The sequence below is a fragment of the Pseudomonas sp. FIP_A4 genome, assembly GCF_036701605.1.
GTDB lineage: Bacteria > Pseudomonadota > Gammaproteobacteria > Pseudomonadales > Pseudomonadaceae > Stutzerimonas > Stutzerimonas phenolilytica.
Map to the genome: position 1 here is coordinate 89,962 of NZ_JAYDXP010000120.1, position 26,215 is coordinate 116,176.

The 26,215-nt window shown below is 64.2% G+C and carries 26 protein-coding genes; 4 read left to right on the forward strand and 22 right to left on the reverse strand.

The features are described from left to right. A complete protein-coding gene (locus U8L64_RS07005) occupies nt 1-537 on the reverse strand; it encodes a L,D-transpeptidase (RefSeq protein WP_054094860.1) in 537 nt (178 codons plus the stop codon). Between the two features lie 39 nt (nt 538-576). Next, on the reverse strand, nt 577-1,284 hold the full coding sequence (locus U8L64_RS07010) for a TetR/AcrR family transcriptional regulator (protein WP_333395102.1): 708 nt from the start codon (nt 1,282-1,284) through the stop codon (nt 577-579). A gap of 191 nt (nt 1,285-1,475) precedes the next feature. Here U8L64_RS07010 and lexA point away from each other — a divergent pair, with 191 nt between their 5' ends. Beyond that, a complete protein-coding gene (gene lexA, locus U8L64_RS07015; protein WP_043299024.1) occupies nt 1,476-2,084 on the forward strand; it encodes a transcriptional repressor LexA in 609 nt (202 codons plus the stop codon). A 10-nt stretch (nt 2,085-2,094) separates the two neighbouring features. Beyond that, the gene (gene sulA, locus U8L64_RS07020) at nt 2,095-2,562 is read left to right on the forward strand and encodes an SOS-induced cell division inhibitor SulA (protein WP_333395105.1); all 468 of its coding nucleotides are present in this window, start codon (nt 2,095-2,097) and stop codon (nt 2,560-2,562) included. A gap of 57 nt (nt 2,563-2,619) precedes the next feature. Here the strand turns inward: sulA and U8L64_RS07025 are convergent, their stop codons facing one another. After that, the gene (locus tag U8L64_RS07025; RefSeq protein WP_054094858.1) at nt 2,620-2,859 is read right to left on the reverse strand and encodes a hypothetical protein; all 240 of its coding nucleotides are present in this window, start codon (nt 2,857-2,859) and stop codon (nt 2,620-2,622) included. Between the two features lie 171 nt (nt 2,860-3,030). Between U8L64_RS07025 and U8L64_RS07030 the strand changes: the two genes are divergently transcribed. Further along, on the forward strand, nt 3,031-3,876 hold the full coding sequence (locus tag U8L64_RS07030) for a DMT family transporter (RefSeq protein WP_333395684.1): 846 nt from the start codon (nt 3,031-3,033) through the stop codon (nt 3,874-3,876). Between the two features lie 15 nt (nt 3,877-3,891). On the opposite strand, the gene U8L64_RS07035 is transcribed toward U8L64_RS07030, so the two are convergent. The 5 genes from U8L64_RS07035 to fadB form a co-directional block, all read right to left on the reverse strand. Next, nucleotides 3,892-4,410 carry a DUF6586 family protein gene (locus tag U8L64_RS07035; protein ID WP_054094856.1) on the reverse strand — a complete coding sequence of 173 codons (519 nt, stop codon included), beginning with the start codon at nt 4,408-4,410 and terminating at the stop codon, nt 3,892-3,894. Nucleotides 4,411-4,550: 140 nt separating this feature from the next. After that, nucleotides 4,551-7,151, reverse strand: coding sequence for a type I DNA topoisomerase (gene topA, locus U8L64_RS07040; protein ID WP_333395109.1), 2,601 nt, complete (start codon nt 7,149-7,151; stop codon nt 4,551-4,553). A gap of 246 nt (nt 7,152-7,397) precedes the next feature. Further along, complete coding sequence (locus U8L64_RS07045; protein WP_003290002.1) at nt 7,398-7,625, reverse strand: DUF1653 domain-containing protein; 228 nt, start codon at nt 7,623-7,625, stop codon at nt 7,398-7,400. Between the two features lie 129 nt (nt 7,626-7,754). Next, nucleotides 7,755-8,930: an acetyl-CoA C-acyltransferase FadA gene (fadA, locus tag U8L64_RS07050; RefSeq protein WP_333395111.1), complete on the reverse strand. Its 1,176-nt coding sequence runs from the start codon at nt 8,928-8,930 to the stop codon at nt 7,755-7,757. 18 nt (nt 8,931-8,948) lie between these two features. Next, nucleotides 8,949-11,096, reverse strand: coding sequence for a fatty acid oxidation complex subunit alpha FadB (fadB, locus tag U8L64_RS07055; RefSeq protein ID WP_333395113.1), 2,148 nt, complete (start codon nt 11,094-11,096; stop codon nt 8,949-8,951). A 425-nt stretch (nt 11,097-11,521) separates the two neighbouring features. On the opposite strand from fadB, the gene U8L64_RS07060 reads away from it, so the two are divergent. Further along, on the forward strand, nt 11,522-13,555 hold the full coding sequence (locus tag U8L64_RS07060) for a S9 family peptidase (protein WP_333395115.1): 2,034 nt from the start codon (nt 11,522-11,524) through the stop codon (nt 13,553-13,555). Nucleotides 13,556-14,283: 728 nt separating this feature from the next. Here U8L64_RS07060 and U8L64_RS07065 read toward each other — a convergent pair. The 14 genes from U8L64_RS07065 to tusD all read right to left on the reverse strand — a co-directional run bounded on the left by U8L64_RS07065 (nt 14,284) and on the right by tusD (nt 26,186). After that, nucleotides 14,284-14,502 carry a hypothetical protein gene (locus U8L64_RS07065; RefSeq protein WP_043299039.1) on the reverse strand — a complete coding sequence of 73 codons (219 nt, stop codon included), beginning with the start codon at nt 14,500-14,502 and terminating at the stop codon, nt 14,284-14,286. Nucleotides 14,503-14,871: 369 nt separating this feature from the next. Beyond that, nucleotides 14,872-15,957, reverse strand: a complete 1,086-nt coding sequence (locus U8L64_RS07070) for a CaiB/BaiF CoA transferase family protein (protein WP_333395118.1) — start codon at nt 15,955-15,957, stop codon at nt 14,872-14,874. Nucleotides 15,958-16,024: 67 nt separating this feature from the next. Further along, nucleotides 16,025-17,644 (reverse strand): long-chain fatty acid--CoA ligase, encoded by a 1,620-nt coding sequence (locus U8L64_RS07075; protein WP_333395687.1) that lies wholly within the window; start codon nt 17,642-17,644, stop codon nt 16,025-16,027. A gap of 107 nt (nt 17,645-17,751) precedes the next feature. Next, a complete protein-coding gene (locus U8L64_RS07080; protein WP_333395120.1) occupies nt 17,752-18,885 on the reverse strand; it encodes an acyl-CoA dehydrogenase in 1,134 nt (377 codons plus the stop codon). A 10-nt stretch (nt 18,886-18,895) separates the two neighbouring features. After that, nucleotides 18,896-20,080: an acetyl-CoA C-acyltransferase gene (locus U8L64_RS07085; protein ID WP_333395122.1), complete on the reverse strand. Its 1,185-nt coding sequence runs from the start codon at nt 20,078-20,080 to the stop codon at nt 18,896-18,898. 11 nt (nt 20,081-20,091) lie between these two features. After that, nucleotides 20,092-20,859, reverse strand: coding sequence for an SDR family NAD(P)-dependent oxidoreductase (locus U8L64_RS07090; protein ID WP_333395124.1), 768 nt, complete (start codon nt 20,857-20,859; stop codon nt 20,092-20,094). Between the two features lie 159 nt (nt 20,860-21,018). Next, nucleotides 21,019-22,074: an AraC family transcriptional regulator gene (locus U8L64_RS07095; RefSeq protein WP_052079061.1), complete on the reverse strand. Its 1,056-nt coding sequence runs from the start codon at nt 22,072-22,074 to the stop codon at nt 21,019-21,021. Between the two features lie 73 nt (nt 22,075-22,147). Next, nucleotides 22,148-22,585 carry a YqaA family protein gene (locus U8L64_RS07100; RefSeq protein WP_234302168.1) on the reverse strand — a complete coding sequence of 146 codons (438 nt, stop codon included), beginning with the start codon at nt 22,583-22,585 and terminating at the stop codon, nt 22,148-22,150. Between the two features lie 133 nt (nt 22,586-22,718). Further along, a complete protein-coding gene (locus U8L64_RS07105) occupies nt 22,719-23,735 on the reverse strand; it encodes a glutathione S-transferase family protein (protein WP_333395127.1) in 1,017 nt (338 codons plus the stop codon). Between the two features lie 85 nt (nt 23,736-23,820). Next, nucleotides 23,821-24,804 (reverse strand): glycosyl transferase family protein, encoded by a 984-nt coding sequence (locus U8L64_RS07110; RefSeq protein ID WP_333395129.1) that lies wholly within the window; start codon nt 24,802-24,804, stop codon nt 23,821-23,823. Continuing rightward, nucleotides 24,801-25,136, reverse strand: a complete 336-nt coding sequence (locus tag U8L64_RS07115; RefSeq protein ID WP_043299054.1) for a TusE/DsrC/DsvC family sulfur relay protein — start codon at nt 25,134-25,136, stop codon at nt 24,801-24,803. Before U8L64_RS07115 ends, U8L64_RS07110 begins: the two co-directional genes overlap by 4 nt. After that, the gene (tusB, locus tag U8L64_RS07120; protein ID WP_138299736.1) at nt 25,133-25,435 is read right to left on the reverse strand and encodes a sulfurtransferase complex subunit TusB; all 303 of its coding nucleotides are present in this window, start codon (nt 25,433-25,435) and stop codon (nt 25,133-25,135) included. The genes U8L64_RS07115 and tusB overlap by 4 nt, the downstream gene beginning before the upstream one ends. Continuing rightward, nucleotides 25,435-25,794 (reverse strand): sulfurtransferase complex subunit TusC, encoded by a 360-nt coding sequence (gene tusC / locus U8L64_RS07125; RefSeq protein ID WP_333395133.1) that lies wholly within the window; start codon nt 25,792-25,794, stop codon nt 25,435-25,437. Before tusC ends, tusB begins: the two co-directional genes overlap by 1 nt. After that, nucleotides 25,794-26,186, reverse strand: a complete 393-nt coding sequence (gene tusD, locus U8L64_RS07130; protein WP_043299058.1) for a sulfurtransferase complex subunit TusD — start codon at nt 26,184-26,186, stop codon at nt 25,794-25,796. The genes tusC and tusD overlap by 1 nt, the downstream gene beginning before the upstream one ends. Between the last annotated feature and the right edge of the window lie 29 nt (nt 26,187-26,215).

Consider the following 26,215-nt stretch of genomic DNA (forward strand, 5'->3'; position numbering starts at 1 on the left):
TCAGATAAATCCTTGAGCAAGTTCGGCGCTTGCCCATTCCGGGCGGGCGCGTTCGTCTATGTGGACGGGGCAATGCAGCGGCACCTGCTCGAACAGCCGGGCCAGATCGACATTGCGCATACGAATGCAACCGTGCGACAGCGGAACGCCCATGGGTTCGCAATCAGGCGTGCCGTGCAGATAGATGTAGCGGCGAAAGGTATCGACATCGCCGAGTCGATTACGGCCGATCTCGCAGCCACTCAGCCAGAGAATTCGGCTCAGAATCCAGTCGCGCCCGGGGAAACGCTCGTGAAGCTCGGCCGACCAGATTTCTCCGGTCCAGCGCCGGCCACGCAGCACCGCACCAAGCGGCAGACCGCCACCGATACGCGCACGCACCTGATGCCGGCCACGCGGCGTGCAACCCGAGCCGTTTCGCTCGCCGGCGCCATTAAGGGCAGTGGATACCGCAAAGCGGCAACGCAGCTTCCCGTCGGCAAAGCCATAGAGCTGCTGGTCGGCGAGGGAGATGTACAAACAATCGAGATGGGTCATGGGCGACTAGCTTAAACGAAGGATCTGGCGCCTAGCACCTCACCCCTTCGCCGGCACGGCTACGGCGTTGCGCCTGCCCTTGGGCTGGGCCTCGGCCAGCGCAGCATCTGCCACACCGCTCTCGGCCCGCATGCCAGCCGCCAGGAACGGCACCATCATCCGCATGATCTGCTCGATCGAAGTCCGGGCACCGAAGTCATTCTCGGCAATCGCGCGAAGTGCCTTGATCCCGGACATGCTGAACGCCGCCGCACCGAGCATGAAATGCACGCGCCAGAACAGCTCAATCGGTGGAATGTTCGGCGCGGCCTCATGCACACGCAGCATGTAGCGACGGAATACCTTGCCGTACATATCTTCGAGGTAGCGCCGCAGATGGCCCTGGCTCTGGCTGAAGGAAAGTCCGAGCAGGCGCATGAAAATCGACAGGTCGTCGCCGCTGCGCGGTTTAGCCGCCAGGGCCTGCTCCACCAGTATTTCCAGCAGCTCTTCGAGCGTATCCGGCTTATCGGAAATCGACTCGCGGCGATCCAGCTCGCGTTCCAGGCTGGCGCAGAAGGGGCCGAGAAAGCGTGAGAAAACTGCCTGAATCAGCGCCTTCTTCGAACCGAAGTGATAATTCACCGCCGCCAGGTTTACGCCGGCCTTGCTGGTGATCAGGCGAAGCGAAGTCTCAGCGAAGCCTTTTTCAGCGAACAGCTGTTCCGCTGCATCCAAAATGCGCTCGACTGTCTCGGACTGCGCCATGCCCCCTCCAATGACGAACATCTGTTTGAAACTTACGTTTCAGCCAATAGCCAAGTCAACCATGAAAGCGGCGTGGCGCCTAGCTCATCTTCGCATTCACGGCCGTCGCGATCGAATGCTCGCAGAACTCGTTGCCAACACCCGATCACTGTATATAATCCCAGTCACTGTATAAAAGAACAGAGACCGCCATGATCAAGCTGACGCCCCGCCAGTCGGAAATCCTCGCCTTCATCAAGCGCTGCCTGGAAGACCACGGCTACCCGCCGACGCGCGCCGAGATTGCACAGGAGCTCGGCTTCAAGTCCCCCAACGCCGCCGAGGAACATCTCAAAGCGCTGGCGCGCAAGGGCGCAATCGAGATGACGCCCGGCGCCTCGCGCGGGATACGCATCCCGGACTTCGAGCCCGCTGCGCAGGAAGGCAGCCTGCCGATCATCGGCCGGGTGGCAGCAGGCGCACCGATCCTGGCGCAACAGCATGTCGAGGAGTCCTGCCAGATCAATCCGGACTTTTTCCACCCGCGCGCCGACTACCTGCTGCGGGTACGTGGCATGAGCATGAAGGACATCGGCATCATCGATGGCGACTTGCTGGCAGTCCACAGCACCCGCGACGCGCGCAACGGCCAGGTCGTCGTCGCACGGGTCGGCGAAGAGGTTACCGTCAAGCGCCTCAAGCGCGAAGGTGACAAGGTCTGGTTGCTGGCGGAAAACCCCGAGTTCGCACCTATCGAAGTGGATCTCGAACATGAAGACTTCGTGATCGAGGGCTTGAGTGTCGGCGTGATACGCCGCTAGGAGACGTTCGATGCAGTACCTCCCCACACCAAACACCAAGCCGCAGCTGTCCCTCTTCGAGGGACTGATCGCTCATGGCATGCCGCCCTTTCTCGCCGAACCAGCGCCGCCGCAACTCGAGCGCCTGAGTGAGTTGAGCCTGAGCGGCAACAGCGAGCATTGTCGGCTGCTACTCGCCCCCATGCTGCGCGAACTCAGCGATGCTCCCGACAGCCGCTGGCTCACGCTGGTCGCCCCTCCGGCATTTCTGTCGTCCCAGTGGCTACGCGAAACCGGACTGAATCGCGAACGCATCATCCTGCTGCAACCGCGCGGTATTCAGGGCGCGCTGGAGCTGACCTGCAAGGCGCTGACTTCCGGCTGCAGCCACACCGTCGTCAGCTGGTTTGCTCACATGGATGCCCGCATGCGCAGCAGGTTGCATAGCGCCGCCAGCCAGGGCAACACTCAGAGTCTCAACATTCGCCTAGGCCGCTAGTAGTCCCGAAAGGCACATGGATCGTGCCGAATCCCCCCCGCTACACCCCCACCTCGCTCAGTGCAGTACCCGCGGCTCATCCTCGTACTCGATCTCGCCCTCACCTTCTGACATGCGTCCAGCCATCTGCACACCCACGTTGAACATCGCCTTGGCGATCTCCACATGCTGGCCCTGCAGAAAGAGTTTCGCGTCGTCGGAGAAATCCAGCGTCACCAGCACCTCTTCGTCTTCGGCACGGCGCAGGACGATGCGGCCGTCAGGTAGCTCGACAATTTCCAGAAACGAGGTAGGCATTCGATCAGCTCTCCGAGAAAGGCGCGCATTGTACCAGTCGACTATCGACGGGGCAGCCTTCAGGCAACAGGCCAACCCGCCATGGCCGGGTTTCATGGTGGCGGTCCAGGACGTAGCATTGCCCGAACCGACACCGCCCGGCACAACACACCAAGAACAGGCCGAGTATCCATGACGCCCCGCATTCTGCTGCTTACTACCTTGGCCATGTTCGCCTTCGCCGGCAATTCGCTGCTGTGCCGGATCGCCTTGCGAGACACCGCCATAGACCCCGCCAGCTTCACCGGCGTACGCCTGCTTGGCGGTGCGCTGACACTCTGGTTTCTGATGTTGCGACGGGAACGCCGCGCGATACCGGACGGTGACTGGCACGGTGCCGCGGCCTTGTTCGTGTACGCCGCAGCGTTCTCGTTCGCCTATCTGCATCTCGACGCCGGCACCGGCGCGCTGCTGCTATTCGGCGCCGTGCAGCTGAGCATGATCGTCTGGGGGCTGATACGTGGCGAGCGATTCGGCCACTGGCAGATCGTTGGCCTGATCCTGGCGCTGGGCGGCTTGGTATTTCTGCTGCTGCCGGGGAGTAGCGCGCCGTCATGGCATGCTGCGCTGCTTATGCTGGCCTCCGGAGTCGCCTGGGGAATCTATTCCCTGCGGGGACGCGGGACCGTCAATCCGCTGAATGCCACCGCCGGCAACTTCATGCGAGCGGTGCCGCTGGGCATCCTGCTGAGCCTGGCGGGCTGGAATCAATTGCAGTGGGATATCCCAGGCCTGATTTACGCGCTGCTCTCGGGCGCTCTGGCCTCTGGTGTCGGCTACGCCATCTGGTATTCGGCGTTACCCGGTCTAACGGCGATCCAGGCCGCCAGCGTGCAACTGAGCGTGCCACTGTTGACCGCCCTTGCCGGCGCGTTGCTGCTTGGCGAAGCACTGACGGACCGCCTGCTGATCGCCGGCACGGCAATTCTCTGCGGCATTGCCCTGGTCATGCTGACTCGCAAGCCAGAAGCGGCATGATGTGGAAGCGCCCGCTCACCACTCGGTCAGCGACTCGCGAAAGCGCAAGGCCAGACTCTTCAGGTTCTGTCGCCAGAGCTCCAGTTCCTCACGGGTCAGGGCGGGCTCCGGCTCGTCGAGGCTGACGGCCTCGATCAATGGCTGGCGTGGATCGGATTTAACCTTTGCCGGCGCACGCGGCGGCTCGAATAGCGCCGCGTAGGCTTGCAACAGGCTGGCCAGCCAGGTTTCCCCCTGCTCGGCCAGTTCCACCAGCTCGGCCAGCTCCGGACTCGGCGCTGCGTCGAGAACCGAGCGCGAGAGAATCAGTTCGACCCGCGACGCACCGGCGCCAGGCGAGCGGTAGTAGCCGGCAATTTCATGACACAGCCCCAGCAGGGCGCCGTAGAGATGGAACAGGCTCGCCTCACGCTCGGCCTGGATCAGCCCCTGCGCATTCAGCGAGCCCGATGCTTCGGCCTTGCGCCAACTATCCAGCGACAGACCAGCGAAGTAGATTTTCTGATTGGTCCGGGTGTAGAGCTCGTGAGCCATGTGGGCGCTCTCCGAATGTCGGGAAACTGCAAGAATGAACTCTGCCGCCCGTCAACGCCAGCGCTACAGGCAGAGCTCAACAGCCGCAGACACCGCCTAGTCGGACGGTATCTGCAAGCGCATCGTCGCAGCGGCGTGCGTTACTTCTCCTCGACCTTCCACTTACCGCCGACGAAGAAGGCCTTCCAGCCGGTCGGCTTGCCGTCGACTTCCGATTGCACGTACTGCTCCTTGGTTTTGCGGCTGAAGCGGATCACCGTCGGGCGACCTTCTGCGTCCTGCTGCGGTGCGTCCAGCAGGAAGTGGTACTTCGGATCGATCTCGTCACGGTGCGGGATCAGCTCCTTCACCAGCGGAGCACGTGTCTCGCGGTTCTTCGGAAACTGGCTGGCGGCCAGGAACAGCCCCGATGCACCGTCACGCAGTACGTAGGTGTCGTCAACTTTCTCGCAACGTAGCTCCGGCATCTTCACAGCATCCATCTTCGGCGGCGCCGGCTCGCCGTTCTTCAGCAGCTTACGAGTGTTCTTACATTCGGCGTTGGTGCAGCCGAAGAATTTGCCGAAACGACCGGTCTTGAGCTGCATCTCGCTGCCGCACTTGTCGCATTCCAGGCTTGGGCCTTCGTAGCCCTTGATCCGGTATTGGCCTTCCTCGATCTCGTAGCCCGAGCAATCGGGGTTGTTACCGCAGATATGCAGCTTGCGCTTCTCATCGAGCAAATAGGCATCCATCGCCGTGCTGCAGATCGGACAGCGATGCTTGCCCAGCAGTACCAGGGATTCTGATTCACCCTCGTCATCTGCAGCGATCTCGTCACCAGGCACGAGGTTGATCGTCGACTTGCAGCGTTCCTTGGGCGGAAGGCTGTAGCCAGAGCAGCCGAGGAACACGCCGGTGGACGCGGTGCGGATCATCATCGGCCGGCCGCAGACCTTGCAGGGAATGTCGGTCAGGGTTGGCTGGTTGGCGCGCATGCCGTTCTCGCTGCCCTCCGCCTGCTCGAGCTTGCGTTTGAAGTCGCCATAGAACTCATCGAGCACGTGCCTCCATTCGCGCTCGCCCTGCGCGACGTCGTCCAGATGCTCTTCCATGCCGGCGGTGAAGCCGTAGTCCATCAGGTTCTCGAAGCTCTCGGAAAGGCGTTCGGTGACGATGTCGCCCATCTTTTCCGAATAGAAGCGGCGGTTGTGCAGCGAGACGTAGCCGCGATCCTGAATCGTGGAAATGATCGCCGCATAAGTGGACGGACGACCGATACCGCGCTTCTCCATCTCCTTGACCAGGCTGGCTTCCGAGTAGCGCGCGGGCGGCTTGGTGAAGTGCTGGCTCGGGTCGAGCTTGAGCAGCGCCAGCGCTTCGCCCTGCTGCATATCCGGGAGCACGTCGTCCTCGCCGGCCTTGCTCTGCTGCGGCATGACCTTGGTGTAGCCGTCGAACTTGAGAATGCGGCCCTTGGCACGCAGCTCGAACTCGCCGGCCGTTGCCGTGACGCTGGTGGACAGGTACTGGGCCGGCGGCATCTGGCAAGCCACGAACTGGCGCCAGATCAGCTCGTAAAGGCGCTCGGCATCGCGCTCCATTCCCGAAAGCTGGTTGGGGCGCAGATTGACGTCAGACGGGCGGATCGCCTCGTGCGCCTCCTGCGCGCCCTCCTTGCTCGAATAGACATTGGCCTTCTCGGGCAGGTACTTGCCACCGAACTCGCTCTCGATAAAGCCACGTACCATGGCGATGGCGTCGGCCGAGAGGTTGGTCGAGTCGGTACGCATGTAGGTGATGTAGCCCGCCTCGTAGAGCCGCTGCGCCATCATCATGGTCTTCTTCACGCCGAAGCCGAGGCGGTTGCTCGCCGCCTGCTGCAGGGTCGAGGTGATGAACGGCGCCGACGGCTTGCTGAAGGTCGGCTTGTCCTCGCGCTTGCTGACGCGGTAGTTCGAGCTCTTGAGTTTCTCCAGCGCGGCGGTGGCCTGCGCTTCGTTCAGCGGCTTGAACGCCTCACCGTTCTGGCGGGCCACCTCGAAGCGCACCTTGGCCTGCTGCGCGGTCGCCAGGTCGGCATGCACTTCCCAGTATTCTTCCGGTACGAAAGCACGGATTTCACGCTCGCGCTCCACTACCAGCTTCACCGCCACCGACTGCACCCGGCCAGCGGACAGGCCGCGGGCAATCTTCGCCCACAGCAGCGGGGACACCATGTAACCGACCACGCGGTCGAGGAAACGCCGGGCCTGCTGGGCATTGACGCGATTGATGTCGAGCTCGCCGGGTTGCGAGAACGCCTCCTGGATCGCCTTCTTGGTGATTTCGTTGAACACCACGCGCTTGTAGCGACTGTCATCGCCGCCGATGGATTCGCGCAGGTGCCAGGCGATCGCCTCCCCTTCTCTATCCAAGTCGGTCGCGAGATAGATGGTGTCGGCTTCCTTGGCCAGGCGACGCAGCTCCTCGATCACCTTCTCCTTGCCCGGCAGGATCTCGTACTTGGCCTTCCAGTCATGCTCCGGGTCGACGCCCATGCGCGCGAACAGCTGACGTTTGGCCTTCTCCTTGGGCGACAGCGCAGGCGTCTCACCAGCGGCGGCCTTGCCGCGCTTTGCCGGCTCCTTGCTGGCGGAACCACTGGTGGGAAGGTCGCGGATGTGGCCGATACTCGACTTCACCACGTACTGGTTGCCCAAATACTTGTTGATTGTCTTGGCCTTGGCCGGTGATTCCACGATGACCAGCGATTTACCCATGGAGAGCAGAGTTCCTGAATCGAGAGGTGAACGGAGCGAGTATCTGCGGCAAGGTGCGCGCAAATCGGCGACCGGAGGTCGGACTGCTGGCAGCGGCGTCGACGCGCCTCAATGAGCTTTCCGAGCATGCCCGAGAACGCATGAACGAGTGCAAAGACGGCCACTCTGTCCGAAAGGCACCGCTATATATAGTGGCGAGCGCGACGAGGTCAAGCGCCGAGCCTGGCAAGCAAGCGTTCGCACGCATCAGTAACGGCTCGGCTCGGCCTCGATCAGAGCGAACCGCGGCACAGTTTCGCCATCGACATCGACGGTCTCGACGAACATGGACAATGGGCGAACCCACAGTCCGTACTCACCGTACAGTGCCTGATAGAACACCATCGGCTCTTCCGTCTCCGAATGTCGCGCCACGGCGAACACTCGGTATTCGGGCCCCTTGTAATGGCGATATCGCCCCGGCTCCACCTGCATCATCTGCTTCCCCTGCCGTCACAAAAAGAAAAACCGGGGCACTTGGCCCCGGCTTCCATGCACCGTCTGACAATCCGCCCCGCGAACCTGCGGGCGCGGCTGTCAGCCTAGCGCAGTCATCTGCATCTGTCAGACGCGTTCGAAGACCGTACTGATCCCCTGCCCCAGACCGATACACATGGTGGCGACACCGAGCGTACCGTTGTTCTGCTTCATCACGTTCAGCAGGGTGCCGGAGATACGCGCACCGGAGCAGCCGAACGGGTGGCCCAGGGCGATGGCGCCGCCATGCAGGTTGACCTTCTGTTCCATCTGGTCGAGCAGCTTGAGGTCCTTGAGCACCGGCAGCGCCTGCGCGGCGAAGGCTTCGTTCAGCTCGACGTGGCTGATGTCATTCATGGTCAGACCGGCACGCTTGAGCACCTTCTGGGTCGACGGCACCGGGCCGTAACCCATGATTGCCGGGTCGACACCCGCCACTGCCATGGCACGAACCACGGCCATCGGCTGGATGCCGAGATCCTTGGCGCGCTGGGCGGACATGACGATCATGCAGGACGCACCGTCGGTGATCTGCGAGGACGTACCCGCAGTCACGGTGCCGCCCTTCGGATTGAATGCCGGCTTCAGTGCGGCCAGGCTTTCAAGCGTGGTATCCGGACGGATGGTTTCATCGTAATCGAAGACCTTGAGGAAGCCGTTCTCGTCGTGACCTTCCAACGGAATGATCTCGTCCTTGAACTTGCCTTCCACCGTAGCCTTGTGTGCCAGGCGGTGCGAACGCTCGCCGAAGGCATCCTGCTGCTCGCGGGTGATGCCGTGCATCTTGCCGAGCATTTCGGCGGTGAGACCCATCATGCCGGACGCCTTGGCCGCGTGCAGTGACAACTGCGGGTTCGGGTCGACGCCGTGCATCATGCTGACGTGGCCCATGTGCTCCACACCGCCGATGACGAACACGTCACCGTTGCCGGTCTGAATAGCCTGCACTGCGGTGTGCAGGGCGCTCATGGACGAACCGCACAGGCGGCTCACGGTCTGGCCGGCGCTGGTGTGCGGAATGCGGGTCAACAGCGACGCCATGCGGGCGATGTTCCAGCCCTGCTCGAGGGTCTGGTTCACGCAGCCCCAGATCACGTCCTCGACTTCGGCCGGGTCGATCTTAGGGTTGCGCGCCAGCACGCCATCGATCAGCTGCGCGGACATGGTCTCGGCGCGGGTATTACGGTGCATGCCGCCCTTGGAGCGCCCCATCGGGGTGCGACCGAAGTCGACGATGACTGCATCTCTTGGATTCAGGCTCATGAATTCTCTCTCCCTCGATTAACCGTAGAAGCGCTGGCCGTTGGCAGCCATCTCACGCAGCTTCGCGGTCGGGTGGTACAGCGGGCCCAGGTCGGCGTACTTGTCGGCCATCGCGACGAACTCGGCGACGCCGATCGAATCGATGTAGCGCAGCGCACCACCACGGAAGGGTGGGAAGCCAATGCCATAGATCAGGCCCATGTCGGCTTCGGCAGCGGTCTCGACGATGCCGTCTTCCAGGCAGCGCACGGTTTCCAGGCACAGCGGGATCATCATGTAGTTGATGATGTCCTCGTCGGACAGCTCGCGCGTCTCGGCGACGATCGGCTTGAGCAACTCGTAGGCCTGCGGGTCGACGACCTTCTTCGGCTTGCCCTTCTTGTCCATCTCGTAGGCGTAGAAGCCCTTGCCGTTCTTCTGGCCGAGGCGGTTGGCGTCGTACATGACGTCGACAGCCGTGCGGGTGTCGTCCTTCATGCGATCCGGGAAGCCTTCGGCCATCACGTCACGGCCGTGGTGGCCGGTGTCCATGCCGACGACGTCCATCAGATAGGCCGGGCCCATGGGCCAGCCGAACTTCTCCATCACCTTGTCGGCGCGAACGAAGTCGACACCGTGGGCGATGGCGCGGGCGAAGCCGCCGAAGTACGGGAACAGCACGCGGTTGACCAAGAAGCCCGGGCAATCGTTGACCACGACCGGGCTCTTGCCCATCTTCTTGGCGTAGGCGACGGTGGTGGCGATGGCGGTTTCGCTGGTCTTCTCGCCGCGGATCACTTCCACCAGCGGCATCATGTGTACCGGGTTGAAGAAGTGCATGCCGCAGAAGTTTTCCGGACGCTTGAGCGCCTGGGCCAGGTAGCTGATGGAGATGGTGGAGGTGTTGGAGGCGATGATCGCGTCTTCGCGCACGTGGCCTTCCACCTCGGCCAGCACGGCGTGCTTGACCTTCGGGTTCTCGACCACGGCCTCGACAACGATGTCGACGTTGCCGAAATCGCCATAGGACATGGTCGGGCGGATCGCGTTGAGCGCCTGCGCCATCTTCTCCGGAGTCAGACGGCCCTTCTCGACGCGCTTGCCGAGCAGCTTGGAGGCCTCGTCCAGACCCATCTGGATACCCTCTTCGCGGATATCCTTCATCAGGATCGGCGTGCCCTTGACGGCCGACTGGTAGGCGATGCCGCCACCCATGATGCCGGCGCCCAGCACGGCAGCCAGTTTCACGTCGCGCGCCTGCTTGTCGTAAGCCTTGGCCTTCTTCTTCAGCTCCTGATCGCTGAGGAACAGGCCGATCAGGCTTTCGGCAACCGAAGTCTTGGCCAGTTTGACGAAGCCGGCGGCCTCGACTTCCAGCGCCTTGTCACGGCCGAAGTTGGCGGCTTTCTGGATGGTCTTGATGGCTTCGACCGGCGCCGGGTAGTTCGGGCCGGCCTGGCCGGCCACGAAGGCCTTGGTGGTCTCGAACGCCATCATCTGCTCAATGGCGTTGAGCTTGAGCTTGTCCAGCTTCGGCTGGCGCTTGGCCTTGTAATCCAGCTCACCGGAGATGGCGCGCTTGACCAGATCCAGTGCCGCTTCCTGCAGCTTTTCCGGAGCGACGACGGCATCGACCGCGTGCACCTTGAGCGCGTCTTCGGCACCGTTTTCCTTGCCTGACGCGATCCACTCGACGGCGTTATCGACACCGATCAGGCGCGGCAGGCGGACGGTACCGCCGAAGCCCGGGTAGATGCCCAGCTTCACTTCCGGCAGGCCGACCTTGGCAGCGGTGGACATGACCCGGTAATCGGCAGACATGCACATCTCGAAACCGCCACCCAAGGCGATGCCGTTGATGGCAACCACGGTGGGCACGCCCAGGTCCTCGAAATCGCTGAAGATCTTGTTGGCTTCGAGGTTGCCGGCGACCAGCTCCTCGTCGGGCAGCTTGAAGTTGTCGACGAACTCGGTGATATCGGCACCGACGATGAATACGTCCTTGCCGCTGGTGACGATGACGCCCTTGACCGATGCATCGGCCTTGAGGGCGTCGACCGCCTGACGGAGTTCGTTGAGAGTGAGGCGATTGAATTTATTGACGGACTCACCCTTGAGGTCGAAATTCAATTCGACGATGCCGCTCTCAAGAGCCTTAACCGTGATGGCTTTACCTTCGTAAATCATCAACTGATCTCCAGGAATGGAAGCTGAACGTTACGTGCCGCACGTCTTCGGTCTACTGCGACCACGCCTCGCGGCGACGACACCCACCGACACGATACATCGGGCAATCGGCGATGCGCTGACAAACGCTCGATTCATACGCCCGTTTGATTTGGGTCGGCACACCTTCGAGCAAAAGCACTGCCTTGTCAATCGGCTCTCTCATCGAGACGGATTCGGACATTTCGCGACTGACCGGTCATTCTCAGCCACACGAATTTCTGCCCATTTGCAGCATCTATCGACCGATGGCCAGCAGCACTCATCGCTGAAACCGTAGCTCAGCGCGTCAGTCAACCTACAAAGCGCCCAGCGGGTACACTGCCGCCTGTCATCGCACGCCATACGCGGACCGAAATGCCGCCGCCCCCAGACTGGAGTACTGCATGTCCCAAGCCCCTATCGCCCGCGCCGATGCAGGCGCCGATCCTTACCGCTGGCTGGAGAATCGCGACGCGGAGGACGTGCTGGCCTATCTCAGGGCGGAGAATGCCTATCTCGAAGAGCAGCTCGCCGATCAAGCCGAACTGCGCGAAACCCTGTTCCAGGAAATCAAGAGCCGCATCCGCGAAACCGATTTGTCACTGCCCTCGCCGTGGGGGCCGTGGCTGTACTACCAGCGCACCACCGCTGGGGACGAGTATCCCCGGCACTACCGCTGCCCGCGCCCACTGGATGGTTCGCTGACCGTCGATGAAAGCGCCGAACAGCTGCTGCTCGACCCCAACGAGCTGGCCGGTGGCGGCTTCCTCTCGCTGGGCGCCTTCAGCATGAGCCAGGACCACAGCAAGCTCGCCTACAGCCTCGACCGCGAGGGCGACGAGATCTACCGGCTGTACGTCAAGGACCTGGCCAGCGGCGCGATCACCGAGCTGCCCTTCGACAACTGCGACGGCAGCATGACGTGGGCCAACGACAGCCAGACCCTGTTCTACGGCGAGCTGGACGAGACCCACCGACCACACAGGATTTACCGCCATCGCCTCGGCGAAACCGGCAGCAGCGAGGTTTATCACGACCCGGACGGGCGCTTCTTCGTGCATTGCTACCGCGCCAGCTCCGACCGCCAGCTGGTCATCCTCTCCCACAGCAAGACCACCAGCGAAGCCTGGGTGCTGTCGGCGGATCAGCCGGAAGGCAGCTGGACCTGCCTGGCGCCACGCCGGGAAGACCACGAATATTTCCCCGATCATGGCCTGTACGAGGGCCAGTGGCGCTGGCTGATTCGCAGCAACCAGGCGGGCATCAACTTCGCCCTTTATCACGCCAGCGAGGCCGAGCCGGGCCGCGAGCACTGGCAGGTGCTGGTCCCGCATGACGACGCGGTGATGCTCGAGGATGTCAGCCTGAACGCCGAGGCAATCACCCTGACCCTGCGCGAGAGCGGCCTGCCGGTGATCGAGGTGCGGCCGCAGGGCGTCCAGCCCTATCGCCTGCAATTGCCCGATGCGGCCTACAGCCTGCACGTGCAGAACTCGCTGGAATTCACCAGCACGGTGATCCGCCTGCGCTACGAGGCGTTGAATCGCCCGGCGCAGATCCGCCAGCTGACCCTGGCCGACGGCACGCAGAAGGTGCTCAAGGAAACCCCGGTGGAAGGCCCCTTCGATGCCGATGCCTACGAAAGTCGGCGCATCTGGGCGACCGCCCAGGACGGCACGCAGATTCCCATCAGCCTGGTCGGCCGCCGCGACAGCTTCGGCAAGCCCGCACCACTCTACCTCTACGGTTACGGCGCCTACGGTCACAGCCTCGACCCCTGGTTCTCCCACGCGCGGCTGTCGCTGCTCGACCGCGGCTTCGTCTTCGCCATCGCGCATGTGCGTGGCGGTGGTGATCTGGGCGAAGCCTGGTACCGCGCCGGCAAGCTGGAACACAAGCCGAACACCTTCACCGACTTCATCGCCTGCGCCGAACAATTGCTGGCCGATGGCTACACCACGTCGCCACGCCTGGCCATCAGTGGCGGCAGCGCTGGCGGCCTGCTGATCGGCGCGGTGCTCAACCTGCGTCCGGAGCTGTTTGGCGCAGCCGTCGCCGAGGTGCCCTTCGTCGATGTACTGAACACCATGCTCAACGCCGACCTACCGCTGACCGTGACCGAATACGACGAGTGGGGCGACCCGAACCAGCCGGAGGTGCATGAGCGGATCAAGGCCTATGCGCCGTACGAAAACATCCGCGCCCAAGCCTACCCCGCGCTGCTCGCAGTGGCCGGCTACAACGACAGCCGCGTGCAGTACTGGGAAGCCGCCAAGTGGGTCGCCAAGCTGCGTGCCACGCGCACCGACGACAACCTGCTGTTGCTCAAGACCGAGTTCGGCGCAGGGCACGGCGGCATGAGCGGCCGCTACCAGGCGTTCAAGGACGTGGCGCTGGAGTATGCCTTCGTGCTCAAGGTGCTCGGCCTGGCGGAGTAGACGCTGAGGCGCTTGTCGTCAGTCAGGGCCTGACCAGCCGTGCTGGCGAAGCACAAAAATAGAAAGGGGAGCCTGACGGCTCCCCTTCAAGAGTTATTGCTTTGTTCTTCTTTTGCTGACGGGCTTGTTGTTTTTGTTGAGCGCCCGGTTCGAGCCAGAGCCCGAAGCAGTCCCAGGTTCGGGACATAAAGAACAAACGGATTATTTTGGTCGCTGATTTGCCACTGCCCCTCAGGGCTCAACCGGTTCTGGTGCTGCCTCATGGCAGTTTTGTCATTCTCGGCCCGGTCGACAGGAAACCTGTCGGGCAATTCCTCTCCAAAAGAATCAGTTTGCTACGCCTCCACGTGCTTGTTTTTATTGTGTTGGAGTCGCTACGTGTTGTTTTTGTTGTGGGTTCTGCTTTCTTGTTCTTGTTGTGCAAGAGATAAAGCATTCGGCGTGCCATCTTTTGTAAATCCTTATTTTTCATAGACTTACGTTTTTCAGCAGAGTGTCGCGCGCAGGGAAAACGGGCACCATCGTTACCGTGCGCCCCAGGCGTCGTTACATTTCTGTGAAGCGGTAACACCGGTACGCCGCTCAGCGCACACCACTGGGACGCGGCCGCACAACGTGCGACGCCTCGAAAAGCCGGAAAATGGGAAGGGGCAGCCGCGGGAACCCGGCGGCTGCCTGCGTTCTATCGGAAGGGCGTCGACGCCATGGGTTGCGCCGACGCATCGTGCTCAGGCGCGGATTGCCGATTGCAGCGCATCTTCCTGACGCTTGGCCAGCAGATCGGAGGCCGCAAGTGCGAGCAGTGGAACCAAGCCTACATTCAGGGCCACGCTCCAGGACCCGATCAAACCAATGAACAACATGCCGGCCACAACAATGGCAGCGATGCAATGCGCGCAGAAGCGGCATAGCTCAAGTGCAACTACAGGCTCGTTGTAATTGTTCATGACGTCTGACTCCCCGCTTTTTGTTGTAATAATTGGCATCTACATTGAGGGTAGCCAGCTCTCGTGCCGATGCAATTCAAACCGACGCGCGGCTCGTCTAGGTCGAGCGTTACAGGCGGATGAACATTGGTTTACAGGCACTTCTGCAACATCCCGTCGACAGTCTACGCACCACCTCAAGTTCATCTGCTTATTCAACTTCTGATATCCCGCCCGCCTCTTCGTTGCGGCATCGAGACCAAGAGGCTGTAGTGAATCGGCGTGAATTACGGATTGTCGAACAATGAACTTCGCCCATTCATCACCTGTTCGTGAGCGTGAACCGCCAAGCCGGCAGACGCACGCGGCGGGCAACAGCGACAGCTCACATCAATCCCAGCGGGCGTCCGTTTCCACTATGCGCAGCGTGCGCCGGGCCTTGCCGGGAGTGCGTGAGAAGCGCGGTGCAGGCGCCGCTTGCAACTGGCCGTCGACCTCCTGATAGACGCCACGCTGGCGCATATGAACATGCCCGGCTGCCTCGTCCAGAGGCAGTACCGGAGCGAAGCAAGCATCGCTGCCCTCCAGCAAGGCGCACCATTCGGCCTGGCTGCGGCTGGCGAACAACCGTGCCAGCACGTCGCCCTGCTCGGCCCAGGCAGCCGGGTCCGCGCAGCCCTCCCAAAGCGCTTGCGGAGCGTCGATGCGTTCGAGCAACTCGCGCCAGAACGGCGGCTCCAGCGCGCCGATGGCAATCTCACGGCCATCGGCGCAGAGGTAACACCGGTAGTTCGGCGCCGCGCCACTCAGTGGATTGCGCTCGCGCTGCATCTCGATACGCCCGCTGGGTAGCAGCCCGGCAAAAAAGGTCATCAGCGACGACACGCCATCGACGATCGCCGCATCGATCACCTGCCCTTGGCCCGAGCGCTCGCGCTCCCACAGTGCGGCGAGGATACCCACCGCAAGGTACAGCGAGCCGCCACCGAAATCGCCGACCAGATTCAGCGGCGGCACCGCCGGTCCGCTCTCGCCGCGGATCGCGGCCAGCGCACCGGTCAGCGCGATATAGTTGATGTCGTGCCCGGCCGCCTGGGCCAGCGGTCCGGTCTGGCCCCAGCCAGTCATGCGGCCGTAGATCAGCCGCGGATTGCGCGCCAGCAGCTCGTCCGGCCCCAGGCCCAGGCGCTCCATGACGCCCGGACGGAAGCCCTCGATCAGCACATCGGCGCCCTGCGCCAGTTCCACACAGCGCGCCCGCCCGGTAGCGTTGCGGATATCCAGAGTCACCACCGTGCGACCGCGGTCGACCACCGGGTTCGCCCATCCCGTACCGCCCTCGCGCTCGACGCGCAGCACCTCGGCGCCCATGTCCGCGAGCAGCATCGCGCAGTGCGGTCCGGGACCGATGCCGGCGAACTCCAGCACGCGCAGGCCACGCAGCGGTCCCTGACGATCCTGCTCGGTCTCGCTCATCGTCCCTCCCCCTTTCTGGCTTGCCTCAGGCGCTCCGCGTCGACGCGAGAGCACCGTGCGGCGACGACTACTGGTTCGCCGCATTAAGCGGCTTATCGATTAGATGGTCGCGGTAGCGCTCGCGCAGCACTTTCTTGTCGATCTTGCCCGTGGCCGTCAGCGGCACAGCGTCGAAGACCACCGCATCGGGCATCCACCACTTGACGATGTTCGGTTCCAGATGCGCGAGGACCGATTCGGCGGTGACCTCGGCATCACCATGTGGCTCGATCACCAGCAGCGGGCGCTCCTCCCACTTCGGGTGGAACACGCCGACCACCGCCGCAACCTTCACCCCGGGGCACGCGGCGGCGACGTTCTCGATATCGATGGAACTGACCCACTCGCCGCCGGACTTGATTACGTCCTTGCTGCGATCGGTGATGCGCATGAAGCCATCGGCATCCAACGTGGCGATGTCGCCGGTATCGAACCAGCCGTCCTCGTCCAGCGCACTGGTTTCGCTCCGGTAGTAGCGTTCCACCGTCCACGGGCCGCGCACCTTGAGACGACCGGCACTGACTCCGTCGCGCGGCAATTCGCGGCCCTTTTCGTCCACCACCCGCAGTTCGATGCCGAACTGCAAGCGCCCCTGGCGCGTCCAGACGGTATCGTTGACGGCCTGCTGACCACGCCCGGCCAATCTGGGCGTCGGCGTGGCCACTACCCCCAACGGGCTGGTTTCGGTCATGCCCCAGAGCTGGCAGACCGCAACGCCGTAGCGGGTCTGGAAGGTTTCAGCCATCGAGCGGGGCACTGCGGAACCGCCGATCACCAACCGCGCGAGCGTGCCAGCATCCTCGCCGCTGCGCTCAAGGTGGGCCAGGTACATGGTCCAGATGGTCGGCACGCCACCGGAGATGGTCACGCCTTCGCTCTGGATAAGCTCCTGCAGGCTCGGGCCGTCCATCCGGTCGCACGGCAGGACGAACTTGCAGCCATTGATCGCCGCGGCGTACGGCAAACCCCAGGCAGTGCCGTGGTAGAGCGACGAGCACGGCATGATGCAATCGAAGGCGGACAGGCCGAAGGCACCGGACAGCCCCGCCGCCATCGCGTGCAGCACCACGGAACGGTGACTGTACAGCACGCCCTTGGGATCGCCGGTGGTACCGGAGGTGTAACAGAGCACGGCGCCGGCGTTCTCGTCGAACTGCGGCCAGTCCAGCGGCATTGCGGCAGCGATCAGTCGCTCATAGCCCTGCACGTCGGCCATTGCGGAAACGGGCTGGGCTGCCAGCTCGATGAAATGACGGATCTTGTCCAGCCGCGGACGCAACCGGGCGACGCATTCGGCGAAGGAGCTGTCGAACAGCAACACCTGACTGCCGGCGTGGTTGATGGTGTAGACGATCTGCTCGTCCGACAGCCTCGGGTTGGCGGTGTGCAGCACCGCGCCGATACCCGGCACCGCGAAGAACAGCTCGTAATGCCGATGGGTGTTCCACGCCAGCGACGATACACAGTCGCCAGCGTCGATGCCGAGGCTGCGCAGCATCGTGGCAGCCTGGGCCGCGCGGCTGGCCAGGCCGGCGTAGTCGTAGCGCCAGAGCGGCTCGCCGACCAGCCGCGAGACAATCTCGCGATCGGCGTGAGCGCGCGCGGCGTGGGCGAGGATGCCGCTGATCAACAGGGGCGCGTTCTGCATCAAGCCTGTCTGCATGTTTCCTACCTCGTCTTGTTTTTATTTTCAGGTGGCCGGCGTGTCCCGGCTGTGCTCGGCACGGCGGCTCGCCGCGCCGCATGACGCTTCGTTCACGCGCCCAGGTTGCGCGCAATGACCAGGCGCTGGATGTCGCTGGTGCCCTCGTAGATCTGGCAGACCCGCACATCGCGGTAGATACGCTCCACCGGGAAGTCGGCCAGGTAGCCGTAACCGCCGAGCGTCTGGATCGCCGCCGAGCAGACCTTCTCCGCCATCTCCGAGGCGAACAGCTTGGCCATCGAGGCCTCTACCAATGCCGGCCGTCCGGCCTCGCGCAGCGCCGCGGCGTGATGCACCATCTGCCGCGCCACGGCGATCTGGGTCGCCATGTCGGCCAGGCGGAAGGCCACCGCCTGGTGCTCGATGATCGGCTTGCCGAAGGCTTCGCGCTCCCTGGCGTAGTCGCGCGCCGCTTCGAAGGCGGCGCGGGCCATGCCCACCGCCTGGGCGGCGATGCCGATGCGTCCGCCTTCCAGGTTGGCCAGGGCGATGCGGTAGCCCTCACCCTCCTCGCCCAACCGGTTGGCGACCGGCACACGCAGGTCCTCGAAGGCGATCTGGCAGGTATCCGAGGCGTGCTGGCCGAGCTTGTCCTCGACCCGTACCACCTGATAGCCAGGGCTGTCGGTGGGCACGATAAAAGCACTGATGCCGCGCTTGCCGGCGTCCGGGTCCGTCACCGCAAAGACGATCACCGTGCCGGCATGCTTGCCGGAGGTGATGAACTGCTTGGCACCGTTGAGCACATAGTCATCGCCGTCGCGTCGGGCACGGGTACGCAAGCTGCTGGCGTCGGAGCCGGCCTGCGGTTCGGTGAGGGCGAAGGCGCCGATCTGCTCGCCGCGTGCCAGCGGCACGAGGAAGTCACGCTTCTGTTGCTCGGTGCCGAAACGCAGGATCGGCACGCAGCCCACCGAATTGTGCACGCTCATGATGGTCGAGCAGGCGCCGTCGCCGGCGGCGATTTCTTCCAGCGCCATGGCGTACGCCAGGTAGCCGGTGTCGCTGCCGCCCCACTGCTCCGGCACCAGCATGCCGAAGAAGCCCAGCACAGCCATCTCGCGGATGGCCTCGGCCGGAAAGCGATGGGCGCGACTCCACTGCTCGGCGAAGGGTTTGAGCCGTTCTTCGGCGAACTGCCGCGCCACCTCCGCGATGGCGCACTGGTCTTCGTTGGGCAGCATGGACACCTCCTCAGATCAGCTCGACAGCCATCGCCGTGGCCTCGCCACCGCCGATGCAGATTGCCGCCACGCCGCGCCGCAAGCCGCGCGCACGCAGCGCCGCCAGCAGCGTGACGAGGATGCGTGCGCCGGACGCACCCACCGGATGCCCCAGCGCGCAGGCGCCACCATTGACGTTGACCTTGGTGTGATCCAGCCCCAGCTCGCGCATCGCCACCATCGCCACCACGGCGAAGGCTTCGTTGATCTCGAATAGATCGACGTCCTCAAGGCGCCAGCCAGTGCGCTCCATCAGCTTGCGGATCGCCCCGATCGGCGCGGTGGTAAACAGGTTCGGTGCATCGGCGTAGGCCGCGTGACCGTGGATCACCGCCTGGGGCTGCAGCCCCCAGCGCTCGGCCTCGGAGCGGCGCATCAGCAGCAGCGCGGCGGCGCCGTCGGAAATCGAACTGGAGTTCGCGGCGGTCACCGTGCCGCCTTCGCGGAACGCCGGCTTCAGGCTCGGGATCTTCTCCGGCATGGCTTTGGGCGGCTGCTCGTCGTCGCGAATCGTGCGTTGCTGTTTGCCCTGGGTGACTTCCAGCGTGACGATTTCCTCGGCGAAACGCCCTTCGGCGATCGCCGCCTGCGCCCGGCGCAGCGACTCCAGTGCGTAGGCGTCCTGCGCCTCGCGGCTGAAGCCGAAGGTGTCGGCGCACTCTTCGGCGAACGAGCCCATCAGCCGACCCTTGTCGAACGAGTCCTCGAGACCGTCGAGGAACATGTGATCGAGCACCCGTCCATGGCCCATGCGGTAGCCGCCGCGGGCTCGGTCGAGCAGATACGGCGCGTTGGACATGCTCTCCATGCCGCCGGCAACGACGATGTCGGCGCTGCCGGCAAGCAGCTGGTCGTGCGCCAGGATCACCGTCTGCATGCCCGAGCCGCACATCTTGTTCACCGTGGTGCAGGTGGTGGCGCGGGTCAGCCCCGCCCCCACCGCCGCCTGCCGCGCCGGCGCCTGGCCCTGTCCGGCCGGCAGCACACAGCCCATCAGTACGTCCTGCACGTTCTCCGGCGGCAGGCCGCTGCGTTCCACCGCGGCGCGGATCGCTGCCGCACCGAGCTGGGGCGCAGTCATGCCCAGCAGGTCACCCTGGAAGCCGCCCATCGGCGTGCGCGCGCTGCTGACGATTACGATCGGATCATCTTTCATGTGCATTTCCTTTATTTGGCGGCCATGCGCAAGGCACCGTCGAGACGGATCACCTCACCGTTGAGCATGCTGTTCTCGAAGATGTGCCGCACCAGCGCGGCGTATTCGGCGGGGCGGCCCAGACGGGGCGGGAACGGTACGCCGGCGGCCAGCGAGTCGCGGACTTCCTGGGTCATGCCGGCCATCATCGGCGTCTCGAACACGCCGGGGGCGATGGTCATCACACGGATACCGAAGCGCGCCAGCTCGCGGGCGGCCGGCAGCGTCAGGCTGACGACGCCGCCCTTGGAGGCCGCATAGGCCGCCTGGCCGATCTGTCCGTCGAAGGCCGCGATGGACGCGGTATTGATGATCACGCCGCGCTCGCCGTTGGCATCCGGCGCGTTCTCGGCCATTGCCTCTGCGGCCAGGCGCAGCATATTGAAACTGCCGATCAGGTTGATGCCGACGATGCGGCTGAAACTGTCGAGGCCGTGCGGGCCATTACGGCCGAGGATTTTCTCGCCACCGGCAACCCCGGCGCAGTTGACCAACCCGTGCAGCGCACCGAAGTGCTGGCGGGCCGTGGTCACCGCGTGACGCGCGGCCTGTTCGTCGCGGATATCGGCCTGCACGCCGAGCGCGCCGGCGCCGAGCGCTTCGGCCTGGGCGATGGCCGCCGCCTCGTCGAGATCGGCCAGCACCACGCTGCCACCCGCCTCGACCAGCGCCTGCGCCGCGGCGGCACCAAGCCCCGAAGCACCACCGCTGATGAGGAATACCCTGTCGCGAATCTGCATGGCGCTCTCCCGTGCTTGTTGTTATTCGGTGCGAAGCCGGGATTCATCTTTAGACAGCGACACGGGAGCGGCAATGGCCGATCTACTCAACCTGCCTGAGCGTTTTGGCCAATGGCAAAGGGCAATCACGCCGGTGACGGGCGCTGCCTGGGCGTGCGGTCAGCGCTGAGTCGGCGCCAGGATCAAGTTGCGGTAGTGACCGGGATTGCTACCCGTCCACTTGCGAAACGCCTTGTAGAACGAGCTGACATCGGCGAAACCGAGCCGCTCGGCGATCTCGCCGTAGCTGACGCTGGCATCGGCCAGCCACTGCGTGGCCATCTCCTGACGCAGTCCGTCCTTGATGGTCTGGTAGGGCTGGCCCGCTTCGGCCAGCCGGCGGCGCAACGTCGAGGCAGACATGCACAGGCGCTGCGCCAGCGTCGCCGCATCGGGCCACTGCTCCGCCGGCAGATGACGCAGCTGCTGGCGGATGCGGCTGGCCAGGCTGGAATGATCGCGATAGCGCACCAGGATGTTCGCCGGCGCCTCGGCAAGGAAACTGTGCAGCTCGGCTTCGCTGCGCCGGACCGGCAGATCGAGCACTTCGGCGGCGAAGATGATGCGCGTCGAGGGACGCGCGAAGCGCAGGTTGTCGGAAAACATGACCCGGTAGTCGTCGGTGTACTCCGGCTCGGCGCAGCGCAATTCCACCGCCAGCAAGGGGATGCGCCGTCCCACCAGCCAGCAGGCCAGCCCGTGCAGCAGCATCCAGAACGTGAAATAGCAGAACGCCCGTGCGGGCTCGGCGGCGCGCTCGCGCAGCACGATCTCGGCAAGACTCTGGCTGCGGATCAGCTTGCCGCGAAAATTCTCCAACTCCAGGCCGAAGAAGCTCAGCGCCTGCTGCAACGCCTTTTCCAGGGTGGGTTGCTGGATGCAGCAGCGGCTGACGAAGACGAAACTGCCGGAACGCAGTCGACGCGGGTCCATGCCGAACAGTTCGTCATCGAAGCGCTGCGCCAGCCCGAGCCACAGCCGCGTGTAGTCGCGCACGTCGACACGCCCGTCCGGCTCGCGCAGACAGGCCGGATCGAGGCCCAGCTCGGCCAGCAGCTGCGCGCCCGTCAGATCGGCGCGCTCGAACGCGAGCAGCGCCTCGCGCACCAGGCGCACGGAGATGCTGTCACGTTGCGTAACGGTAAGGTGTGTGGTCGAAGACGGTGCGTGAGTCATGCGTGCCGAGGTATCCGCTGGACGTCGCTCGGGATCATCGTTCAGTCGGCTGCGGTTTCCAACCCGACGTCCGTCACATCCAGCCCAGCGTCAGGCCAACCACCATCAGATAGCGCGTCGTCTTGGCCAGCGCGACGATCAGCACGAAGCTCCACAGCGGCTCGCGCATCATCCCCGCTACCAGCGTCAGCGGGTCACCGATGATCGGCATCCAGCTGAGTAGCAAGGTCCAGCGACCGTAACGGTGATAGTGCTGCTGTGCGCGCGCCAGCTGCCGCTCGTTGACCGGAAACCAGCGCGTGTGGCGAAACCGCTCGACGTAGCGCCCCAGCAGCCAGTTCACCAGCGAGCCGAGCACGTTGCCGATGCTGGCCACCGCCAGCAATCCCCAGACGGCATAGCGCTCCGACAGCAGCAACCCCGCCAGCAGCGCCTCGGATTGCATCGGCAGCAGCGTCGCTGCGCCGAACGCTGCCAGAAAAAGGCCGAGATAGCCGGAAAGCCCCCACATCGATCGCGTCCATCCACCCTTGCTTGGCCGCGCAGTATGCACGGTGCATCGCTGCCGCGCCGCCTCGGCGGCAAATGGTGAGCAATGCCGCCGTTAGCTCAGGTGTGAATGACCGTTTGCGCAGCCGTCGCACTCAGGACAGAACGGCTGCAGCCGATCGATTGAAGATGCCCAGGCCCGGCAGGCGCTCGCGATCATGCGCGCGCTCCAGTTGCAGCGCCGGGCCCTGCGGCACGATGCCGTTGCCGTTGATCTGCCGATGGCTCTGATAGTAATGCCGCTTGATATGACCGTAATCCACCGTATCGGCGATCCCCGGCCACTGGTACAGCTCGCGCAGCCAGTTGGAGAGGTTCGGATAGTCCTCGATGCGCCGCAGGTTGCACTTGAAGTGGCCGTGGTACACCGCGTCGAAACGGATGAGCGTGGTGAACAGCCGCCAGTCGGCCTCGGTCAGGTACTCACCGGTGAGATAGCGCAGCTTGTGGAGGCGACGCTCCAGCCAGTCCAACGTACTGAACACCTGCGCGAAAGCCTCTTCATAGGCCTCCTGGCTGGTGGCAAAACCGGCCCGGTAGACGCCGTTGTTGACCGCCGGGTAGATACGCGCGTTGAGCGCGTCGATCTCGCCGCGCAACGGTTGGGGGTAGAGGTCGAGCGACGATCCGGTCAGGTGGTCGAAGGCGCTGTTGAAGATGCGGATCAGCTCGGAGGATTCGTTGTTGACGATGCGCTGCTGCTTGCGATCCCACAGCAGCGGTACCGTCACGCGGCCGTTGTAACGGGGATCGTCGCGAGTGTAGCGCTGGTGCAGGTAGCGGTCGTTGTCCAACGCATCGCCGCTGGAGCCGGTGCTGCGATCGAAGGTCCAGCCGTGGTCGGCCATCAGCCAGCTCACCACCGAGACGTCGATCAGGCTTTCGAGCCCCTTGAGCTTGCGGTAGATCAGGGTGCGGTGTGCCCAGGGACAGGCAAGCGAAACATACAAGTGGTAGCGCCCGGCCTCGGCCTTGAATCCCGGCTGCCCATCGGCAGCCGGCTTGCCGTCCGCGGTGATCCAGTGACGGCGCTTGGCCTGCTCGCGCTCGAAACGTCCGTCGCGGCTTTCATACCAGCGGTCGTGCCACTGGCCATCGATCAACAATCCCATTCGTGCCTCCAGTTGTTTCTATTAGGAAGCACTCTAGAGACGATGGTTCGGTCGATGGGACCGAATGCTTGGTCTAACCGATCCGTCAGTTCGATGAATTGCGCTGCGCCCAGTAGCGTTGCGCCAGCTCGAACGCCGCCTCATGCGGATGCCCGAGCCCGCGCAGGCCCAGCGCCATGCTCGCCACCACGGCCAGCTCGCCGTAGGCGTCGCTGGCGCGGCCATGCCAGACGTCGAGCAGGTGCCGCGGCTCGAGCGTCGCAGGCTTGACGTGGCGTTGCGCCGATTGCGCCGGCCACTCCTCGTCCCAGGCCTGGCCGGCGGTGGTGCCATACAGATGGGAAATATTGTCCGGGTTGATTTCGATCTCCCCGCCCTCGCCCTTGATCACGATGGCGTGGTCGCCCAGCAGCCGGCTCGCCTCCCGGTGGGTGTCCTGATAGCCGGGATGGAAGATGCTCTGCAAACCGCAGCGCGCGTTCAGCGGATTGAGGATGCGCGCCAGCGAGTGGACCGGCGAGCGCAGGCCGAGCACATTGCGCAGGTCGATCATGCGCTGCAGCGTCGGCATCCAGGCGCCGAGCGGAGTGAACGCCAGTCCGTCGCGATCGAGCGCGGCCCCCACCTCCTGCCAGCTTGCACAGCGTGCAATGCCGAGCACATCGAGCAGCTGCTCGCTGTAGAGGCGCCCGGCGGTGTGCGCGCCGCCACCGTGCATCAGAATGCGCACGCCATTGCCGGCGAGGCATTTCGCAGCAAGCAGATACCACGGCAGATGACGCTTCTTGCCGGCGTAGCTCGGCCAGTCGAGATCGACCGCAATGTTCTGCTCGCCCACCCGCGCACGCACCGCGTCGGTAAAGCCGGCCAGCTCCTCGGCACTCTCCTCCTTGTGCCGCAGCAGCATGAGAAAGGCACCGAGCTGGGCCTCCTCGACCTGCCCATCGAGCAACATGCCCATCGCCTCGCGGGCCTCCTCGCGGGTCAGGTCGCGCGCACCCCGCTTGCCCTTGCCAAGAATACGCACGAAAACGGCAAACGGATGCTCTTCAGGGGTGACCAGATTCATAGACAGTTGCTCGGTTTGGGCAGCCCCGCCAGCTTGGCGGCCAGCTTGGCGGGGGTGCCGTTGAATAGACGGTTGAGGTGCAGGCTGTTGCCTTTTTCCGCCCCCAGCTTGAGGGCGACGTACTTGATCAGCGGGCGGGTGGCCGGCGACAGCTGGAACTCGCGATAGAAGTCGCGCAGCAGGTGGATGACTTCCCAGTGCGCGGTTTCGAGCGTCAGTCCTTCGCGCTCGGCGAGCGCCTGGGCTACCTCCTCGTTCCATTCGGCGAGATCGCGCAGGTAGCCGTCGTCGTCCAGCTCGATGTGCCGGCCGTCCACGTTCAGGACGCTCATAGCCAGCTGTTGACCCGCTCGAAGCGGCCGCACAGCTCAACGAAGCCCGGGTAATCGAGCAGCGCCACCCGTGCAGGACGATCGCCGAGCGCGCGAGCTTCGACGTCTTCGGCCAGGGCGAACAGCGCAATCTCTGGCGCTAGCTGTTCGAGCTGGCGGCGCTGGGCCGTGGCGGCCCGCAGCGCATACACAGCATCGCCGCAAAGCAGCAGACCGTCGCCCGCGCCGAGCAGTGGCAGGCAGCCGGCGAAATGGTCGCTGGCAAAAGGTGACGCGGAAAGAACGTGCAGGGTCGCCATCAGAGAGTGATCACATGGTCATAGCGATTGATGAGTGCGCGCAGGCCGGTATCGTCGAGCAGCTCCACCGGCAGGCTCAGCGGCTGCCCCTCCAGGCCGCGCTCGGCAAGACTGCGCGACGCGACGTAGAGCGCCTCGACGCCGAACAGTGACAAGGCCTGCAGGTTGGCACCGAGGTCTTTCTGCTGCAGGCACGCGGCCTGCTGCCCCGGCACCAGCTGGAACACGCCGTCGTCGAGGAACAGCAAGCCCAGCGGCAGCTCGAACGCGCCACCGGCCAGCACGATATCCAGCGCCTCACGCGCGCCCGGACCTGACCAGGGCGACTGACGGCTGATGATCAGCATCGAACGCGCCATCAGTCACCTCCAAAGCAGATCAGACGGTCGGCCTGTTGCGCCGCCTCGTGCAACTGACCCAGACCGGAAAGCTCCCAGCCCCCGGCCAGGTTGGCCGCAGCACGCGCGTAGCGGCGCGCCTCCTGCTCGTCCAACACACCGCGGCGCAGGCCGGCGGCGATGCACACCACGCCGTCCAGCTGGTGTGCAGCGATGAAGCGACTCCACTCACCAGCAACATCCAGCTCGTCCTGCGCGGTGACGATGTTGGCCGACGCGCTGTGCACCCCGTCTTGATAGAAGAACAGGCGAACGATGTCATGTCCGCCGGCCAGCACCGCTTCGGCAAAGCGCAAGGCCCGACGCGAGGCCGGCGCATGCGGAGGAGAAAACAGGGCGATCGCGAATTTCATGGCTCACCAGTGGGTTGCTGGGCCGACAT

Coding starts and splice junctions, on each gene's coding strand:
- U8L64_RS07090 (WP_333395124.1), bottom strand. CDS start 20,859: ATGCAGATTCGCGACAGGGTATTCCTCATCAGCGGTGGTGCTTCGGGG.
- sulA (WP_333395105.1), top strand. CDS start 2,095: ATGCAGTACCTCCCCACACCAAACACCAAGCCGCAGCTGTCCCTCTTC.
- U8L64_RS07010 (WP_333395102.1), bottom strand. CDS start 1,284: ATGGCGCAGTCCGAGACAGTCGAGCGCATTTTGGATGCAGCGGAACAG.
- lexA (WP_043299024.1), top strand. CDS start 1,476: ATGATCAAGCTGACGCCCCGCCAGTCGGAAATCCTCGCCTTCATCAAG.
- tusD (WP_043299058.1), bottom strand. CDS start 26,186: ATGAAATTCGCGATCGCCCTGTTTTCTCCTCCGCATGCGCCGGCCTCG.
- U8L64_RS07035 (WP_054094856.1), bottom strand. CDS start 4,410: ATGGCTCACGAGCTCTACACCCGGACCAATCAGAAAATCTACTTCGCT.
- U8L64_RS07045 (WP_003290002.1), bottom strand. CDS start 7,625: ATGCAGGTGGAGCCGGGGCGATATCGCCATTACAAGGGGCCCGAATAC.
- U8L64_RS07030 (WP_333395684.1), top strand. CDS start 3,031: ATGACGCCCCGCATTCTGCTGCTTACTACCTTGGCCATGTTCGCCTTC.
- U8L64_RS07060 (WP_333395115.1), top strand. CDS start 11,522: ATGTCCCAAGCCCCTATCGCCCGCGCCGATGCAGGCGCCGATCCTTAC.
- topA (WP_333395109.1), bottom strand. CDS start 7,151: ATGGGTAAATCGCTGGTCATCGTGGAATCACCGGCCAAGGCCAAGACA.
- fadA (WP_333395111.1), bottom strand. CDS start 8,930: ATGAGCCTGAATCCAAGAGATGCAGTCATCGTCGACTTCGGTCGCACC.
- U8L64_RS07105 (WP_333395127.1), bottom strand. CDS start 23,735: ATGGGATTGTTGATCGATGGCCAGTGGCACGACCGCTGGTATGAAAGC.
- tusC (WP_333395133.1), bottom strand. CDS start 25,794: ATGGCGCGTTCGATGCTGATCATCAGCCGTCAGTCGCCCTGGTCAGGT.
- U8L64_RS07110 (WP_333395129.1), bottom strand. CDS start 24,804: ATGAATCTGGTCACCCCTGAAGAGCATCCGTTTGCCGTTTTCGTGCGT.
- U8L64_RS07085 (WP_333395122.1), bottom strand. CDS start 20,080: ATGAAAGATGATCCGATCGTAATCGTCAGCAGCGCGCGCACGCCGATG.
- U8L64_RS07115 (WP_043299054.1), bottom strand. CDS start 25,136: ATGAGCGTCCTGAACGTGGACGGCCGGCACATCGAGCTGGACGACGAC.
- U8L64_RS07025 (WP_054094858.1), bottom strand. CDS start 2,859: ATGCCTACCTCGTTTCTGGAAATTGTCGAGCTACCTGACGGCCGCATC.
- U8L64_RS07070 (WP_333395118.1), bottom strand. CDS start 15,957: ATGAGCGAGACCGAGCAGGATCGTCAGGGACCGCTGCGTGGCCTGCGC.
- U8L64_RS07095 (WP_052079061.1), bottom strand. CDS start 22,074: ATGACTCACGCACCGTCTTCGACCACACACCTTACCGTTACGCAACGT.
- tusB (WP_138299736.1), bottom strand. CDS start 25,435: ATGGCGACCCTGCACGTTCTTTCCGCGTCACCTTTTGCCAGCGACCAT.
- U8L64_RS07100 (WP_234302168.1), bottom strand. CDS start 22,585: ATGTGGGGGCTTTCCGGCTATCTCGGCCTTTTTCTGGCAGCGTTCGGC.
- U8L64_RS07075 (WP_333395687.1), bottom strand. CDS start 17,644: ATGCAGAACGCGCCCCTGTTGATCAGCGGCATCCTCGCCCACGCCGCG.
- U8L64_RS07080 (WP_333395120.1), bottom strand. CDS start 18,885: ATGCTGCCCAACGAAGACCAGTGCGCCATCGCGGAGGTGGCGCGGCAG.
- U8L64_RS07005 (WP_054094860.1), bottom strand. CDS start 537: ATGACCCATCTCGATTGTTTGTACATCTCCCTCGCCGACCAGCAGCTC.
- U8L64_RS07065 (WP_043299039.1), bottom strand. CDS start 14,502: ATGAACAATTACAACGAGCCTGTAGTTGCACTTGAGCTATGCCGCTTC.
- fadB (WP_333395113.1), bottom strand. CDS start 11,096: ATGATTTACGAAGGTAAAGCCATCACGGTTAAGGCTCTTGAGAGCGGC.